The organism is Marinobacter sp. MBR-105, from assembly GCF_053628895.1.
Genome location: NZ_JBRJHG010000006.1, coordinates 199,138 through 214,688, shown reverse-complemented (window position 1 = coordinate 214,688; position 15,551 = coordinate 199,138). Strand labels below are relative to the sequence as shown.

Sequence of the window (15,551 nt, the reverse complement as noted above, 5' to 3'; positions counted from 1 at the left end):
CTCATGTTAAGGGTAACTCCAGCCAAAAGGTGGAACCCTGCCGCTCGGCCGAGTTGAACCCGACACTGCCACCCATCTTCGTCATGATTTCTCTGGTGATTGCCAGTCCAAGGCCGGTCCCGCCTTGTCCGCGGGTAACAGAGCCATCTGCCTGCGCGAACTTCTGAAAGATCCTGGATCGGAAGCTCTCAGGTACGCCGATCCCCTGGTCTTTCACCGAGATGCGGACCGCCGATTCTGACGATTCAATATCGACGAGGACTTCGCCGTGCTCGTGTGAGAATTTGACGGCGTTGGACAAAAGGTTGGTGAGAGCCTGTTTCAGCCGGATGCTGTCAAACAGCGCCGTGAGCCCCGGTGAACCGTCCCGCAGAGTGATGCGCACCTGACGCTGTTTGGCGAAGGGCTGGATTTCTTCAATGGCTGTGGTTACGCACGTTCCAATGTCCTGTTCCTCAGACGCGATGGGCATGTTGCCCGCAATCAGTTTTTCGATATCCAGGAGATCGTCTATCAGCAGCTTCAGGTGGTCGGCGTTGCGCTTTGCGATGGAGAGCATGTGACGGCTTTTCTCGTCGATGTTTCCCGTAACGCCGCCCAAAATCAGCCCCAGGGATCCGGAAATCGAAGTGAGGGGAGTACGCAATTCGTGGCTGACGGTGGAGATGAACTGATTCTTCATCTGCTCGGCTTCGTATCGCTCGTTGATGTCTACGATATAGCCGTGCCAGAGAATGCTGCCATCCGGCAGTTTTTCGGGGTTGGCCTGCCCCTCGACCCAGTGCCAGTTCTGGCCTTGCCACTGAATCCGATAACGCTGGTGCCAACGGCTCAAGTTGTCTGCGGACTCTTGAATGCTCTTCGCAACCTGTGGAAGGTCTTCCGGGTGAATGACGCCGAAGACCGGGCTGGCATCTTTTGCCGCAGCTTCGGCGCTGATGTTGTAGATCTGCTGGATACCTTGGCTGGTGTAGGGAAAGGTGCTATGGCCGTCCGGCCAGAGGCGGTACTGGTAGAGCATTCCCGGCGCGTTGCTGACGAGTTTTTCCAGGATCTCGGCCTGCCGGGACTGGTGAATGGCATCGGCAACCCAGCGGGCCAGCAGGTTTACAAACATCTTTTCCGTTTCGGTAAACGGTGGTTTGCGCGGTATGGAGGATGAAAAGTTCAGGGTTCCGAACAGTGTGTCATCTATCCAGATTGGCGCGGCCAGGTAGCTTTCCAGACCAAACTCGGCGTAGCAGGGGTGGTCCTGAAATCGCGAGCGCCCCATGTGGTTGATGGCGAGTACGTCACCCCGCTCGAGAAGAATGGAGCAGTAGGTTTGCTCAACGGGCAAGGTGAGTCCGTTCTCAAGTGCCTCGTTTCGGCGCGCATGGTGCCAGAGAACGGTGTAGGCGCCACCATTGATTTCGCTGACAATGGCCGTCTCTGTTCCGAGGAAATGGTTGGCCTTTTTGAGCGCCAGCGGAATGGCGGTATCAAGGTTGCCTTTCACTTCCAGAACGATTTCGTTCAGTGCATTCAGTGCCCGGGTGCGCTCACTGTAGTAGTTGCCCAGCTCCTGAAACTGGAGTTCGCGTTCGATGATATCGGCCAGGTCTCTGAGCGTTTTCTCGTCCCGGTTCGAAAAGTCCCGAGGTTTTTTGTCGATAATGCACAGGGTGCCAATGCGAAAGCCGGAGCGGTCTTCCAGCGGTGCGCCCGCATAGAAACGGATGTGGGGTTCTCCCGTGACCAGGGGGTTGTCGGAGAACCGCTCATCGGCGAGGGCATCGGAAACCACGAAGGCTTCGGATTTCAGGATGGCATGGCCGCAGAACGAAATGTCACGACCGGTTTCCCGGACTCCCAGGCCATAGCAGGACTTGAACCACTGGCGTTCCCGGTCGACCAGTGACACCAACGCAATGGGCACATCGAACGCTTCGGCGGCAAGCCTTGTTACCCGATCGAAGCGCTCCTCCGGGGGGGTGTCGAGCAGCTTTGTCGCCTCCAGGGCGGAGAGCCGCTGTGGTTCTTCGGGTGGGTACTCAGGTGACTTCATGATCAGGCTCCCTTGAGGTCTCCTGGCGGGGGATGTCGAGCCAGAAATGGGCCCCTTGCTGGTAATAGTAGCCCACTTGGCCGTGCATCAGATGGGCCAGCTCACGGCAAATGGCCAGCCCCAGGCCAGTGCCGGACTGTGCCTGTTTTGAGGATGGGTTGGCTTGTGCAAACCGCTCGAACAGATGTGGGATAAACTGCTCATCTACCCCCGGGCCGTGGTCCGAAACGATGAATCGGATGGTGTTCTGATTAACCGCTCGGGCGGACAGCTGAACGGCGGCGCCAGTGGGAGAGAACTTGATGGCGTTGCTGATAAAGTTGTCCAGTATCTGTCGGAGTCGCTGGGGGTCGGCTCGGACCACCAAGGGTTCAGCGGCCGGGACTGCGCACAAAGAGATACCATAATGGGTGGCCATTGAGCGATTGCCTTCAATGGCCTGCTCCAGGGCTTCACTGACCTGGATTGTGCCAATCTGCAACATCATTTTTCCGGCGATGGCTTTATTGAAATCCAGCAGATCTGAAATCAGCAGCTGCAGTTGTTCGCCGTTGCGCAGCGCTACTTCCACCATTTTCCTGGCCTTTTCCGGAAGCTCGCCGGCCGCCTCCCGGTCCAGCAGTTTCAAAGAACCGTTGATTGAGGTCAGAGGCGTTCTCAATTCATGACTCACGGTGGCCACAAACTGGTCTTTCATCTGGTCCAGAGCTTCCCGTTCCTCCATCAGCCGGTTGAAGGCCAGCGCGAGATTGCGGGTTTCCGGCGGGCCCTTGGGCTTCAAGCGGCGGGTATCCGATGCGCCATCCACCATGGCTCTTATCCGTGTGGACATGTGTTCCAGGGGCCGGGTGGCAGTGCGCCCGAGTAGCCAGGCTGCTGTGGCCAGAATCAGTGCAGCCAGTACGCTGAGCAGCAGAAAGTTTTCAAATGAGGCCCTGGCCGGGCCAGTCACGCCTTCATAGGGCTCGGCGCGCAGAAACAACCAGCCGACACGCTCCAGATGACGGGTCGCATAAATCCAGCGTTTACCGGATTTGTCGGTCACTACCCCCGATGTGACGCCAGACAGCGCTGCGTCGATAATCAGGTTCTCGCCGGGTGGCGGTAGCTCAGGCATCGGAGCCCCTGGGGTCAGCGAATCCACCTGTGTGAAGTGCCCGGTATCGAGCACCTTGAAGATGGCGTTGCTTTTTTCACTCAAGGAGTCGGGAATGATGCCGGATTCAGCCAGATTGATGCTGCCGCCCGCCAAGCCCAGCAGATCGCCGTCGTCACTGACAATGGGAGCCAGAAAAGATAGCAGTGGCAATCCGGTGGTGCGGCCGATAATGGGGCGGCTGATCACCGCTTGCCGGCTAGTCAGGGCTTCCCGGAAATGCGGGCGGTCTGAGTAGTCAGTGCCGATTCGTCTGGGCACAAAACGGTTCTCTGCAATGGCGACACCCTTGTCATCAAAAATGAGCAGGCCGCCTTCGAAATAGCGTTCAAGACTGGGCTGGCGCCCGAGAAGCTCTTTCAACTCAGGCAGAGGGCGCAGGTTGTCGCCGTCCGTGAGAAAAGCCGAGAAGGCCTTCAGTGCCTCCAGGCGAATCTGAAGCTGTTGGTCCACAATGCGCGCAGCCGAGTCGGTTTCCAGCAGCTGCCTTTGGGTCAGAACGTTCTCGAAATCCCTTACCAGCCCGTTGTAGGCAAAAAACAACACGGCTGCCATGGTCGCAATACTGCTGGAGATCGTAATCAGGGTAACGCGTATACCTAACGATGGGGATCTCAACGGTAATCCTTAGTGGCGTGGTCGAGAGCGGAAAAACGTGCTTACATAGAGCTTAGAGTATTTCCAGAGTCGGAAAAACCAGGATTCGGGGAGTTTTTTTGGATAACCAACGGCAAGACGACATCAGTGATCGCCTGAACGTTCTGAAACTGCGTTTTATCGAGCGTTTAAGGGGCGAGTTGACCTACCTTTCGGGGTTCGCGACCCTGATTCGAGAGGGCCGGGTGGATGAGCTGACCCTCAGCGACTGTAGTCAAAGGTTGCATAAGTTGGCGGGATCTGCGGGCACGTTTGGTTTCCCCTCCCTTGGAGAATTTGCGCGAGAGCTCGAAAAACGTCTCAAGCGGGAGCAAGAAGCTTTGGCGGAGGAATCCGACGCCCAGTTCGATTGTCTTCCCGTTGATGAAAATGTCGCCGACCAGCTTGAACTCCTGATTGGCATCGCCGATCTGGATAACCCGTTGTCCACGGAGCGGGAGCGATCGGCGCAAGCCGATGAAGAGCTGGTCTCCCATGGCATGCAGGTTCGGCTGATCGTGGTTCTTGACGCCACGGATCAATTGGCGTCTTTGCCGGATGAATTGCAGAAATACGGGTTTTCCGTTGAGACGATAGAGAGCCGGGAAGGCGTGCTGCTAGCTTCGAGCGCTGACCCCTGTAACGCAGCAGCCGTGCTCTGCAGCGATGCCAGTATTGAAGGTGTGGCTCGTTGGTTGGAGGCCCACCCCCGCGGCGCCTATCAGCCACCGGTGCCGGTTGTTTGCATCGGACAGGCTGAAAACTTCGATCGTCGCTATCACGTTGCCCAGCACGGGGCACGTGCGTTCATGTCGGCGCCGGTGGATTTGCCCGAGCTGGTGGAGCGGCTGGAAACCCTGGTTCAGGAACTGGCCGCCGGCACCAAAGGCCGCGTGATGATCGTCGACGACGACCGGGAACTGGCCGAGCACTATTGCCTGGTGCTCAAGTCTGCCGGTATTGAGGCTCATGCCGTATCGGACCCTTTGACGCTGCTGTCAGAACTCTATGCGTTCGAGCCTGAGTTGTTGCTGATGGATATCGAGCTTGGCGCGCATTCTGGCGTCATTCTGGCTCGGATGATCCGCTTCCATGCCCGCTGGTTGAGCCTGCCGATTGTTTACTTGTCTTCCGAAGATGATCCGGAGCGCCAGCTTCGTGCACTGTCGGGCGGTGCCGATGAGTTCCTGGTAAAGCCGATTTCGGAAGACTACCTGATTCGTGCGGTGCAGATGCGGTGTCATCGGGCTCGGCAGCTGTCTGAGCTGATGAACCGCGATAGTCTGACGCGACTGCTGAAACACTCTGTGATCAAACAGGAAGTAGAAAGGGAGCGCCAGCGTTGCACCCGGGGCGATTACAGCTCTGTTGCGGTACTGCTCGACATTGATCATTTCAAGCAGGTGAATGACACCTGGGGGCATGCACAGGGTGATGTCGTCATCCGGACTCTGGCCAATCTTTTGCGCAACCGGCTGAGGGAATCCGATGCCATCGGTCGCTACGGTGGTGAAGAATTTCTTGTGGTACTGCCGCATTGTGAGCCGTCAGCAGCCCTGCGACTGATGTCCGGTATTCTTGAGAGTTTTTCTGAACTGGAGTTTTCCAGTGAAGAAGAGGTGTTCCACGTGACGTTCAGTGCAGGGGTCGCAAAAATCAATGATTTTTCTGCCGGTGATCAAATCATCGAAGCTGCTGACAAGGCACTCTATGAGCGGAAACGAAACGGCCGCAATGGCGTTACGTTGTATACAGATAACGCGTAGGTTAATCACGCTGCGGAGAATGCCTTGAAAGCATTGGTGCTTGAAGACGATGATCTCTTTTCGGAACTGCTGGAGACCGTAGTGGCGGGGCTCCGTCCGGGCATGCGGGTGACGGTGGCGAGCCGGCTTTCTGAGGCCTTCCGATATGTTGACGATGACGATTTTGATCTGATTATTGCGGACTGGAACCTGCCAGATGGCTCGGGGCTGGAACTGGTTCGCAGGGTGCGTTCGGCTAATGCGACCATGCCCGTTGTGATCGTCTCGGCCCGGGCCGATCGGGACTCCGTATTGAAGGCCGCCCATTACGGCATCAATGGCTATATTACCAAGCCTCTGGACGTTCGTGTCCTGCATCAAAGACTCACGGAGCTTCTCTCTGATACCCCTGCCCGGTTGCCCGCGATTTCGAGCTATCTGGCCGATGCGCTGGAGAACATCACGCAGTTGCCGTCTGATCTGGATGCCGCCGAGATTCTGGATTTATACCGACGCCAGGACGAGCTTTCCGCTTCGCAGCTTGCGGAACGGTGGCGGGATCAGCCAGCGTTGACATTACGTTTGCTGGATGTCGCCAACAGTACGTCGTTTCGCCGCACGGGGGAGCCTCTGGATACAGTCCGGGACGCGATCAGTTCGATCGGGGTTACGATGGCGTTGAACCAGGCGTTGGCATTGTCACTGGATGTTTCCAGAAACATCCAGCATCTGCCATTGCGTGCACGGGCTGACACGTTTTACGAGCAGGCGATCACTGTTGCGACCTCTGCACAGACTCTGGCGCTGAGGCTCAAAAAGCAGCCGATGCTGTTCCAGCAGGCTGGTCTGCTCAGTCGCCTTGGTGAGATGGCCCTGGTCAAAGTGCTGGACGAATACGTAGCGCTGGGTGGCGAGGTGGAGGAGGCCGCGTTTGAAGCGCTGTTCCGGGAATGGTCGGCACCGTTTGGTAATCGCCTGAAAATTCATTGGCATCTGCCACTTGGTTTGAGGGAATTGATTGGGGCAGTACATTCGCTTGGTTCTGACTGTACCCGTGAAGACCGGCTGCTGATGCGGGCGGCCTCTCTGGAAGCGGCGGGGGCGAAAGCCGGCGAAGAATGCCAGCGTTTACTGCGACGGCTGGGCCTGGATGAGACACAATCAGAGGAGTTAAAGTCCTCGTGAGCCAACAAGTTGATCGCGTGCTTTACGTTGAAGATGATGAGGACATTCGCAGTGTGGCTGAGCTGGCACTGGTGGATGTGGGCGGCTTCGACGTCTGCCTGTGTGCCTCTGGTCAGGAAGCCTTATCGCGCATTGAGGAATTTGGACCGGATCTGGTTTTACTGGATGTGATGATGCCGGGTATGGATGGGCCTCAGACTCTGAAAGCCCTGCAGCAGCGCCCGGAGGGGCTGAATATTCCGGTTATCTTTATGACCGCTCGTTTGCAGCCCTCGGAAATTGAAGAATACCGATCGCTGGGCGCTATCGGTGTCATTCCGAAACCCTTTGATCCCATGACTCTGGCCGATGATATCCGGCGTCTGGTGGCCGACCACCCGGAGCGTTGAACCGGGTGCGTCGTCATCGGTTTTAGGGTAGTCTGGCGCCCCGCAAATGAACTGATCACCGAGGTTGTCATGTCATCCCCCCAGTCGCCGGAAGAAATCAAGGCCAAACTCAACCTGGAGACCTCCCGCATTCACTGGCATGAGCTGCAAACCTATTATGCCCGGGGCCAGGTGGTGCGAGTGGCGCCAGAGCTGGACCTGCTGAATGTGGCGGCCCAGTTGGCGGCGGACAACAAAGCCCAGTTTGAGCACTGGATGTCCGGTGGGCAGGTGGGCGAGGTGGCGCCTGACCTCGCGCGCGCCTGGTACGACCGCAATGCGGAACTCTGGGCAGTCGTCATTGCCCCCTGGGTGCTGGTACAGGACCGTTCTGGTGAGCGTCTTCACTGAACGTCCCCGGTTTTCTCCCTAGCTGTCCTGCTCTTTATCCCTGTATTCGTTCGAGGTTTTCATGCTGACCGGTGCGCTCCTGATCCTGGCCCCGTTATTTCTGGGCTTTGCCATTGCCCTCTCCAATCGTCAGTTGATGACCGTGATTCACTATTCGGTGGAGGCCCTGGTGTATTTCATTCTGGCCCTGCTGGGATTGGGGCTGGGACAGATGGACGGGCTATTGGGCCAACTGGGTACCATGGCTGCCCAGGTAGCGGGGCTGGTGCTGGTCTTGCTGGTGGCGAACATGGCGGGCCTGTGGCTGTTTCACCGTTGGCAGCCCATGCACACGGAGGCGGCTGAAACCGGTTCCAGGCCCGGTTATGGCCGCCTGTTTCTGGCAGGCCTCAAACCGCTTTTGTCCGTGCTTGTCGGTGCTCTGCTCGGGTATTTCCTGTTCCCGGATCTGCCGATGGTGGACGATGTGGCCACCTGGGCGCTGATGTTGTTGCTGTTCCTTATAGGGCTTCAGTTACGCAATGCCGGCCTGTCATTGCGCAAACTGCTGATGAACCGCCAGGGGCTGGGGATTGCACTGGCCCTGGTGGTTAGCTCCCTGGTGGCGGGGCTGGCTCTGGTGCCGGTACTGGATATCCCTTGGCATCAGTCTTTGGCCCTGGCCTCCGGGTTTGGCTGGTATTCACTCTCAGGCATTGTCATTGGTGATGCCTTGGGACCCGCCTGGGGCGGTGTCGCTTTCCTGAACGATGTGCTGCGGGAAATTATTGCTCTGGCCCTGATTCCGCTGGTGATCCATGCCCGGCCAGCCATGGCCATCGGCTACGGCGGAGCCACCGCCATGGATTTCACACTGCCGGTCATCCGTAGTAGTGGTGGTCTGGCCTGTGTGCCGGTGGCCATTGCCTCCGGCTTTCTGCTGTCCTTCCTTTCGCCGGTGCTGATGGGGGTTTTTCTGTCGCTGGGATAGGTTGATTTTGCTCAATTTGACCCGGTGCAATGCTTTGGTCAGATTTACGGTTATAGTGGCTACGGATTAGTATGCAAAGACTACCCACCTCTGTCCCGGAGCTTCTGGATGCACCGCCGTCACTTTCTGCACCTGACGATAGCTGCCGCTGTTGCTGCGGGAATGAGTGGTTGCTCCCGGCGAGATCCTCTGAGAACCGGCATCCACCCCTGGATTGGTTACGAACCCCTGTACCTGGCAGAAGAATTCGGCTGGCTGCCGGAGACAGTGCAGTTGGTGAAAGGCCAGGCGGCCAGTGATTCCATCAGCGGACTGGTCTCCGGCAATCTGGACGCCGCAGCCCTGACTCTGGATGAAACCCTCAGGGTTCTTGCCGCCGGGGTGCCCGTAAAGGCCGTTGCCGTCACTAACGTTTCCGTGGGCGCGGACGTGCTTCTGGTGCGGCCTGCAATTACCAGCCTCTCGGATTTGCAGGGCCGCCGGGTCGCGGTGGAGCTCGGTGGCGTGTCCGGCATCATGTTGTTTTCTGTGCTTGAGCGCGCGGGCTTGACCAGTAACAACATATCGGTCGTGGATTTACCGGTCCACGAACATATCGGGGCCTGGCAGCGTGGTGATATCGACGCTTCCATCAGCTACGAACCGGAGGCCTCCCGGCTGGAGGACGAGGGCGCGGTGCGTCTTTTCGACAGCAGCCAGCTGCCGGAAACCATCTTCGATCTTCTGGTGGTCACTGATGCTGCGGCCAGTCGGCAGCCAGCCTCGGTACGGGATCTGGTGAAAGGCCATTTTCTGGGCCTGCAGCATCTGGTGCGTAACACGCACGATGCGCTCTATCGTGTTGCTACGCGCCAGCAGGTATCTCCGGAGATGGTGCGTCAGTCTCTGGCGACGGTGATGTTACCGGAACTGTCTGCCAACCATCGCTACCTTACCCACAATGGCCGGCTGGAAGTGGTGGCGAAGACGCTGGCAAGTATTATGGTTCGTGAGGGGCTGATAGATGCGCCCCTGCACTATGAGCATCTGACCGAGCCGGCTTTCCTGCCTCGGAGCTTGCCATGATGAAGGGGGTGATATACCGCTGCCTGGTTTGGCTGTTGGTGGTTGCTGCCAATGTACCGGCGCAGTTGGCAGCCAGCGACTCGGTCACGCTCGGCATTTTTGGCTACCGGCCTGATAACGTGATCAACGAACGTTATCAGCCGCTGGCCGACTACCTGACCCTGGAAACCGGCATGGCAGTGAACCTGAAGGTTTTCAATCAGGATGATATGAACCGTGCCCTGGCGGCCAACCAGATCGATTTCTTCCTCACCAATCCCAGCCATTTTCTGGTTATTCGCAGTGAACGCAGTCTGACCGGAGCCCTCGCAACCCTGCGCCGTAGCTGGCAGGGCAAAACCACGGGCAGTATTGGTGGCGTGATCATTACCCGTGCTGAACGGGACGATATCAACCGCCTGCAGGATCTGGAGAAAAAGAGTATTGCCACGCCAGGGCTGACCTATCTGGGTGGCTATCAGGCCCAGGCGCTGGAATTGGCCAGCGTGGACGTGGATGTTCGGCGCCATAACCGGATGGTGTTTCTGGGTAATCACGACCGGGTGATCCGCTCGGTGCTGGCGGGCGATACCGATGTCGGATTCATCCGCACCGGCATCTATGAAGAACTGCTGAGCGAGAACCCGAACCTTGCAGATGAGCTGAAAATCATCAATCCGCAGCAGCTTCGAGGCTATCCGTTTGTTCTGTCCACCCGGCTGTACCCGGAGTGGCCTCTGGTTTCTCTGCCCCATGTCGACAGCAGGACGGTACGCCGGGTTGCTTCCGCCCTGTTTGCTCTGGAGCCAGAGCATGCGGCGGCGCAGGCGGCCGGTCTGGCCGGGTTTTCGCCGCCTGCAGATTACCAGTCGGTCGAAATGCTGACCCGAAGCCTGCGGATGCCGCCGTACGATCAGGTGCCGAGGGTAACCTGGGTCGACGTACTCCACCAATACCGTAACTGGGTGATTACCGTTGCTGTGCTGTTTGTACTGCTGGTGATTACCAGTCTCTGGCTCGGCCGCAAGAAAAAGCAGCTGGCCTCTGAAGAGCGCAGGCTGCGTACACTGATTGCCAGTTGGCCCCAGCCGATGCTGATGATTCGCAATGGTGAACTGGTGGACTGCAACCGGGCGGCCGTGGATCTGGTTGGCTATACCTCCGAAGCTTCGTTGTTGGGCAAGTCCCTGGCGGCCTTCTCACCCCATAGCCAGCCGGATGGAGCTCCGTCGTCACAGAAATCCGAGGCGCTCTTTACCCGGGTGACGGCCGGAGAAGTGTCCCAGACGGAATGGCTGTTTGTGCGTTCGAACGGAGAGCGGGTGTGGGTGGCCATGACCCTGGCCCCGGTTTATGAACACGGCAGCGACATCCCTTCGGTACTCTGTTCCTGGCATGACATCACGCGCAGAAAGCAGGCCGAGGAGCAGCAGCGATTGGCGTTAAGGGTGTTCAAGAATGCCCGGGAAGCGATTTTTATCACCGATGCCCACGGCGTGGTGATGGACATCAACGAGGCCTACACCCAGATCACCGGGCGGGATCACAAGTCTGCCATTGGCAGCCTGCCGCCCATGCCGGTAGATGAGGGCAGTGCCATACTGGTGGCCGCCAGCAGGCATGGAGTGTGGAGCGGAGAGTTTGCAGCCCGGCACCAGGACGGCCAGGCCATTGTCTTGAACCTGAGTCTGAGCAGTGTGCTGGACGAGCAGGGCGACCTGTCTCACTTTGTGGGTGTCTTCAGTGACATCACAAGGCAGAAAGAGATTGAGAAGCAGCTTCGGATCATGGCCCACTACGACGCCCTGACCAATTTACCGAACCGGGTACTGTTCTCGGATCGTCTGCACCAGTCCATGGCCCAGGCCCGTCGGCAGAATTACCGGTTGGCGGTTGTCTACATCGATCTGGACCAGTTCAAACCGGTGAATGATGCCTTTGGTCACGATGCCGGTGATGGCTTGCTGGTGGAAGTGGCCCGGCGCATGCGTGCCACCCTCCGGGAGGAGGACAGTCTGGCACGATTGGGCGGCGATGAGTTTGCCGCCATCATCGTCAATGTCCCGGACGCGGTTACTCTGGATATACTGCTCTCGCGTTTGCTAACGGTCATTGCCGAACCGGTCTGGGTGGCCAATCACAGCGTTGAAGTGTCTGCGAGTATGGGGTACACCCTGTACCCTCAAGGCGAGGAAATAGACGGAGATCAGCTGCTTCGCCAGGCTGACCAGGCCATGTATCGGGCCAAGCGTGAAGGCAAGAACCGCTATTACTGTTTTCAGGATGCCGATGCCTGATCATGGCTTTGGTTGAGTAGCCCCACGCCGTCCTGCCAATACAGCGCCTTGCTCCACTGATCGGTGAGCCGGCGCACGGCGCTGAGCTCATCCAGAACCTGAGCCCCCAGGCTGGAACTGAATTCCCGCCGGATCATCTTCTGCAGGGTGGCTGCTTTCAGCTGATGGTAGACGGTTTCGGCTTCCTGTAGCTGCTCCGGTACGGGCGTTTCTGAGGCCACCAGCGCCCGAATAACCTCAAAATAGCGGTTGAAAACCGACTCCAGCGTCTCGAAATCCGTGCGCCGGGCCAGCGCCCGAAGTCGAACCAGATGCAGGGTCAGCTCGGTGGCTTCAGCCAGGTAACGACAGGTGCGAATGCTCAGCGTCAGGGCATCTACCACCGACGGATGCATTTTCTCGGCTCTCAGGCGCCCGATGTAGTCGGTGATGGCCAGGTTCAGGTTTCGCACGGCATCGGCCTTCGGGCGCACATCGGATTCCTCCAGGCTTTCCCGGTCCAGGCATACCCGCAGCAAACCCCGACTGTGACCAATCAACCGCTTCATCTCCTGATCTACGGCGCCGATGGCCAGTTCCGGTGTCGTCACCAGAGTGTCATCGAGATAGCGGGGTTCGGCGTTGTCCTCTTCCTTGCTGCGAAACAGCCGGCCGAGAAAACGGGCAAACGGTTGGGTGAAGGGCAGCATGATGGCGGCACCCAGAACGTTGAACAACGTATGGAATAAGGCCAGCGAAACCGCCGGGTTGGCTTCCAGATCCAACAGGTTGGTCAGGGTATTCACCAGCCAGAGCATGGCCGGCAGCACCAGCAGGGCGATGACGCCGGTGACCAGGTTGAACAGGATATGGCCGGTGGCCAGCCGGCGGGCGTTTGCCGTGGCTTTCAGGGCCGACAGTGCGGCGGTCGAGGTTGAGCCCAGATTGGCACCAATCACGGCCGCGGCGGCATTCTCGAGCGGGATCAGGCCGCCAGCTGCAGCGGTGAGTACGATGGCCAGGGCTGCGCTGGAGGACTGGGTAAGAACCGTGGCCAGCAGGCCAATCAGCATGAAGGCCGGCAGGCCATAATCGGCGTTGATCAGGTGGCCGTTCTGGAAGCCGAGAGCCGACGACTCGAGCGCGGTTTTGAGAATCGACAACCCCAGGAAAAACAAGGCAAAGCCTGCCAGAGCTTCCCCCAGAAACTGGTTTCTCGGGTTGCGGCTGACCAGTTTGAAGCCCACCCCGGCGGCCAGCAGTGGCAGCGCCATGGCTTCGATCTTGAAGCCGAAGCCAATCAGGCTGACCAGCCAGCCGGTCATGGTGGTACCGATGTTGGAACCGAAAACAACGCCCAGGGACTGGGCCAGAGTCATCAGGCCGGCATTCACAAACCCAATGGTTGCCACGGTCACCGCCCCGGAATGCTGCACGATACCGGTAATAACAAAGCCGGCGAATAGTGCCCGCAGAGGCGTTCTGGTCCAGTGCCCCAACATATGGCGCAGATGATGGCCGGCGGCGTTTTTCAGACCATTGGTCATCATCTCCATGGCCAGGAGAAACAGGGCCAGACCGCCCAGAACCTGGAAAACCGATGACAGCATGATGGGTTATCTTTTTTATGGATGGGGCTTTAACACAAGCCTAGCAGAGCCCGGGTAGCTTTCAGAGTGTCAGACCAGAAACTTTCGGATATCGAGCTTGTAGTCGTCTGGATCGACCGCCCGAACGATCCGGTCCTGGTTGCCGGGGCGAGACAGATCGATGGTATGCACGGTTACAGGCATTCGGAACTTCGTATTGTACATAACGCGCACCACTGGCAATCTCTGGTCAGATTCATTCGTTTCGATGACCACGCCCAGCTTGCCGCTTTCAAGTAAGACCAATGAACCTATCGGGTACAGCCCAACGCAACGGATAAACTGTTTCACCAGCGTCGGATCCAGATGATCCCCGGACCACTCCAGCAGTTTCTTCAGCCCTTGAGTCGGCGTCAGGCCTTTGTGGTAAACCCGGTCAGCAGTGATAGCATCGTAAACATCCGTGATGGCAACCATGCGTCCGTACTCGGTGATTTCGTCGCCTTTGAGACCTTCTGGATAGCCGCTGCCGTCCAGTTTCTCATGATGTTGGGCGGCGGTTATCACGGTGATCTCCCCGATGCCTTCGGTGCTGGCAAGAATGTCACGGGAATGGCGGGCGTGCAGCTTCATGACCTCGAACTCTTCCGCCGTCAGTCGGCCAGGTTTGTGCAGAACCTCATCGGGCGTAAGAATTTTTCCGATGTCGTGCAACAAAGCGCCTACGATGGTCTGGTGCAGAACATCCTGGGAGAGTTTCCGGTAATGTCCGAACAGTGACATCAATACGCTCAGGTTGACCGAGTGTTCTAACAGGTAATTGTCTTTCTCGCGGATCCGTCCCAGGCAGCTCAGGGCATTGGCATTGCGTAGTACCGAATTTTGCAGCTCGTCTGCAAGCTGGTGGATCGGGGCCACATCAATTGCACCACCAATCTTGACGTTGTTCATGAAACTGCCCACCAGGCTTTGGGCCTGGCTGTGCACCTGTTGAGCAATAACTATTTCTTCTGCCAGAGGGGCCTTCGGGGTGTATCCCGGCTTCAGGGCTCCGGCGTTCTGCAGGGCCGTTTCATTGCGCTGATCCACATGCGCCGCCGGCTCGGAATCCTGGCAGTCGGCGCCACGGGTGACATCAATGTAGATATATTGCACGCCCATCTTGCGGATTTTTTCAATGGTCTCTTCCCGCTTGATCACCCCTTGCTTGCGCTGGGTGTTATGGGGGATCCAGTCGTTGTTCAGGTCGGTGATGTACATGCCGACCTTCAGGGCGGAGACAGGAATGCGCTTGATCATTGATGGGGGAAAAACGTTCTCAGGCTGTTTTGATAGGTCTGACTTAATACCTGATCCATCGGCAACTCCTTAACGTCGGCAATTTTCTCGGCCACGAACGGCAGGTAAAACGGTGCGTTTTCACGGCCGCGATAGGGCACGGGTGTCAGGAACGGGGCATCGGTTTCCAGCAGGATCTGCTCGATGGGCGTCATGCGTACGATATCACGCACGTTCTCGGCCTTGTTGAAAGTGGTGATGCCGTTGAAGCCCAGGCACCAGCCCTGGTCGATGGCGTATTGTGCCAGCCCGGGCCCGGAGGTGAAGCTGTGAATAACCCCCCGGCGCTCAAGAGAATGCTCGAACTCTTTCAGAATGGCTATGGTATCGTCGTCGGCGTCGCGGCTGTGAATCACCACCGGACGGTCGCTGTCGCAGGCAATCTGTAGCTGCCGGCGAAACACCTCTCGTTGCACGGAGCGATCGGCATTGTCGTAGAAATAATCCAGCCCGATCTCGCCCACGGCCACGATCTTGTCGTCGGTGGCATGCTGGCGGATTTCCGCTTCCACCTCATCCGTATAGGTTTCCGCTTCATGGGGATGAATGCCCTGGGTGCCAAACACCCAGTCAGCGGAACCCGCCAGTTCGCGCACGGCGGCCAGGTTATCTGGCGACACCGCAATGGTGATCACCTTTTCGATGTTGACCCGCTGGCTTTGCTCCAGAGTATCGGACAACGGCCGGTCTTTCAGGTAGTCCAGATGGCAGTGGGTCTCGATGATCGGATGATCAAATACGGGAATCTCACGACGTTTCTTGCTCATGCCAGGGTACTAGACTCCA

The 15,551-nt window shown here is 58.0% G+C and carries 12 protein-coding genes; 7 read left to right on the top strand and 5 right to left on the bottom strand.

Features of this window, described 5'->3' with window-relative positions:
- Window position 1: 1 nt before the first annotated feature.
- Complete coding sequence (locus ACSSVV_RS09490; protein ID WP_454106146.1) at window positions 2–2,047, bottom strand: GAF domain-containing protein; 2,046 nt, start codon at window positions 2,045–2,047, stop codon at window positions 2–4.
- Window positions 2,034–3,758, bottom strand: a complete 1,725-nt coding sequence (locus ACSSVV_RS09485) for an ATP-binding protein (protein ID WP_454106145.1) — start codon at window positions 3,756–3,758, stop codon at window positions 2,034–2,036. The genes ACSSVV_RS09490 and ACSSVV_RS09485 overlap by 14 nt, the downstream gene beginning before the upstream one ends.
- Before the next feature lie 161 nt (window positions 3,759–3,919).
- Between ACSSVV_RS09485 and ACSSVV_RS09480 the strand changes: the two genes are divergently transcribed.
- The 7 genes from ACSSVV_RS09480 (at window position 3,920) to ACSSVV_RS09450 (ending at window position 11,859) form a co-directional block, all read left to right on the top strand.
- Window positions 3,920–5,605: a diguanylate cyclase gene (locus ACSSVV_RS09480; RefSeq protein WP_454106144.1), complete on the top strand. Its 1,686-nt coding sequence runs from the start codon at window positions 3,920–3,922 to the stop codon at window positions 5,603–5,605.
- Window positions 5,606–5,629: 24 nt separating this feature from the next.
- The gene (locus tag ACSSVV_RS09475) at window positions 5,630–6,769 is read left to right on the top strand and encodes a response regulator (RefSeq protein ID WP_454106143.1); all 1,140 of its coding nucleotides are present in this window, start codon (window positions 5,630–5,632) and stop codon (window positions 6,767–6,769) included.
- A complete protein-coding gene (locus ACSSVV_RS09470; protein WP_114435218.1) occupies window positions 6,766–7,158 on the top strand; it encodes a response regulator in 393 nt (130 codons plus the stop codon). Before ACSSVV_RS09475 ends, ACSSVV_RS09470 begins: the two co-directional genes overlap by 4 nt.
- A 69-nt stretch (window positions 7,159–7,227) precedes the next feature.
- The gene (locus tag ACSSVV_RS09465; RefSeq protein ID WP_011787074.1) at window positions 7,228–7,548 is read left to right on the top strand and encodes a DUF2288 domain-containing protein; all 321 of its coding nucleotides are present in this window, start codon (window positions 7,228–7,230) and stop codon (window positions 7,546–7,548) included.
- Window positions 7,549–7,609: 61 nt separating this feature from the next.
- A complete protein-coding gene (locus ACSSVV_RS09460; RefSeq protein WP_011787073.1) occupies window positions 7,610–8,518 on the top strand; it encodes a lysine exporter LysO family protein in 909 nt (302 codons plus the stop codon).
- Between the two features lie 108 nt (window positions 8,519–8,626).
- Window positions 8,627–9,583 carry an ABC transporter substrate-binding protein gene (locus tag ACSSVV_RS09455; protein WP_454106142.1) on the top strand — a complete coding sequence of 319 codons (957 nt, stop codon included), beginning with the start codon at window positions 8,627–8,629 and terminating at the stop codon, window positions 9,581–9,583.
- On the top strand, window positions 9,580–11,859 hold the full coding sequence (locus ACSSVV_RS09450; RefSeq protein WP_454106141.1) for a diguanylate cyclase domain-containing protein: 2,280 nt from the start codon (window positions 9,580–9,582) through the stop codon (window positions 11,857–11,859). The genes ACSSVV_RS09455 and ACSSVV_RS09450 overlap by 4 nt, the downstream gene beginning before the upstream one ends.
- On the opposite strand, the gene ACSSVV_RS09445 is transcribed toward ACSSVV_RS09450, so the two are convergent.
- The 3 genes from ACSSVV_RS09445 to ACSSVV_RS09435 form a co-directional block, all read right to left on the bottom strand.
- Complete coding sequence (locus ACSSVV_RS09445) at window positions 11,841–13,448, bottom strand: Na/Pi cotransporter family protein (protein WP_454106140.1); 1,608 nt, start codon at window positions 13,446–13,448, stop codon at window positions 11,841–11,843. The genes ACSSVV_RS09450 and ACSSVV_RS09445 overlap by 19 nt on opposite strands.
- A 69-nt stretch (window positions 13,449–13,517) precedes the next feature.
- Window positions 13,518–14,726, bottom strand: coding sequence for an HD-GYP domain-containing protein (locus ACSSVV_RS09440; RefSeq protein ID WP_303293280.1), 1,209 nt, complete (start codon window positions 14,724–14,726; stop codon window positions 13,518–13,520).
- Window positions 14,723–15,532 (bottom strand): TatD family hydrolase, encoded by an 810-nt coding sequence (locus ACSSVV_RS09435; RefSeq protein ID WP_222179636.1) that lies wholly within the window; start codon window positions 15,530–15,532, stop codon window positions 14,723–14,725. Before ACSSVV_RS09435 ends, ACSSVV_RS09440 begins: the two co-directional genes overlap by 4 nt.
- Window positions 15,533–15,551: the final 19 nt, after the last annotated feature.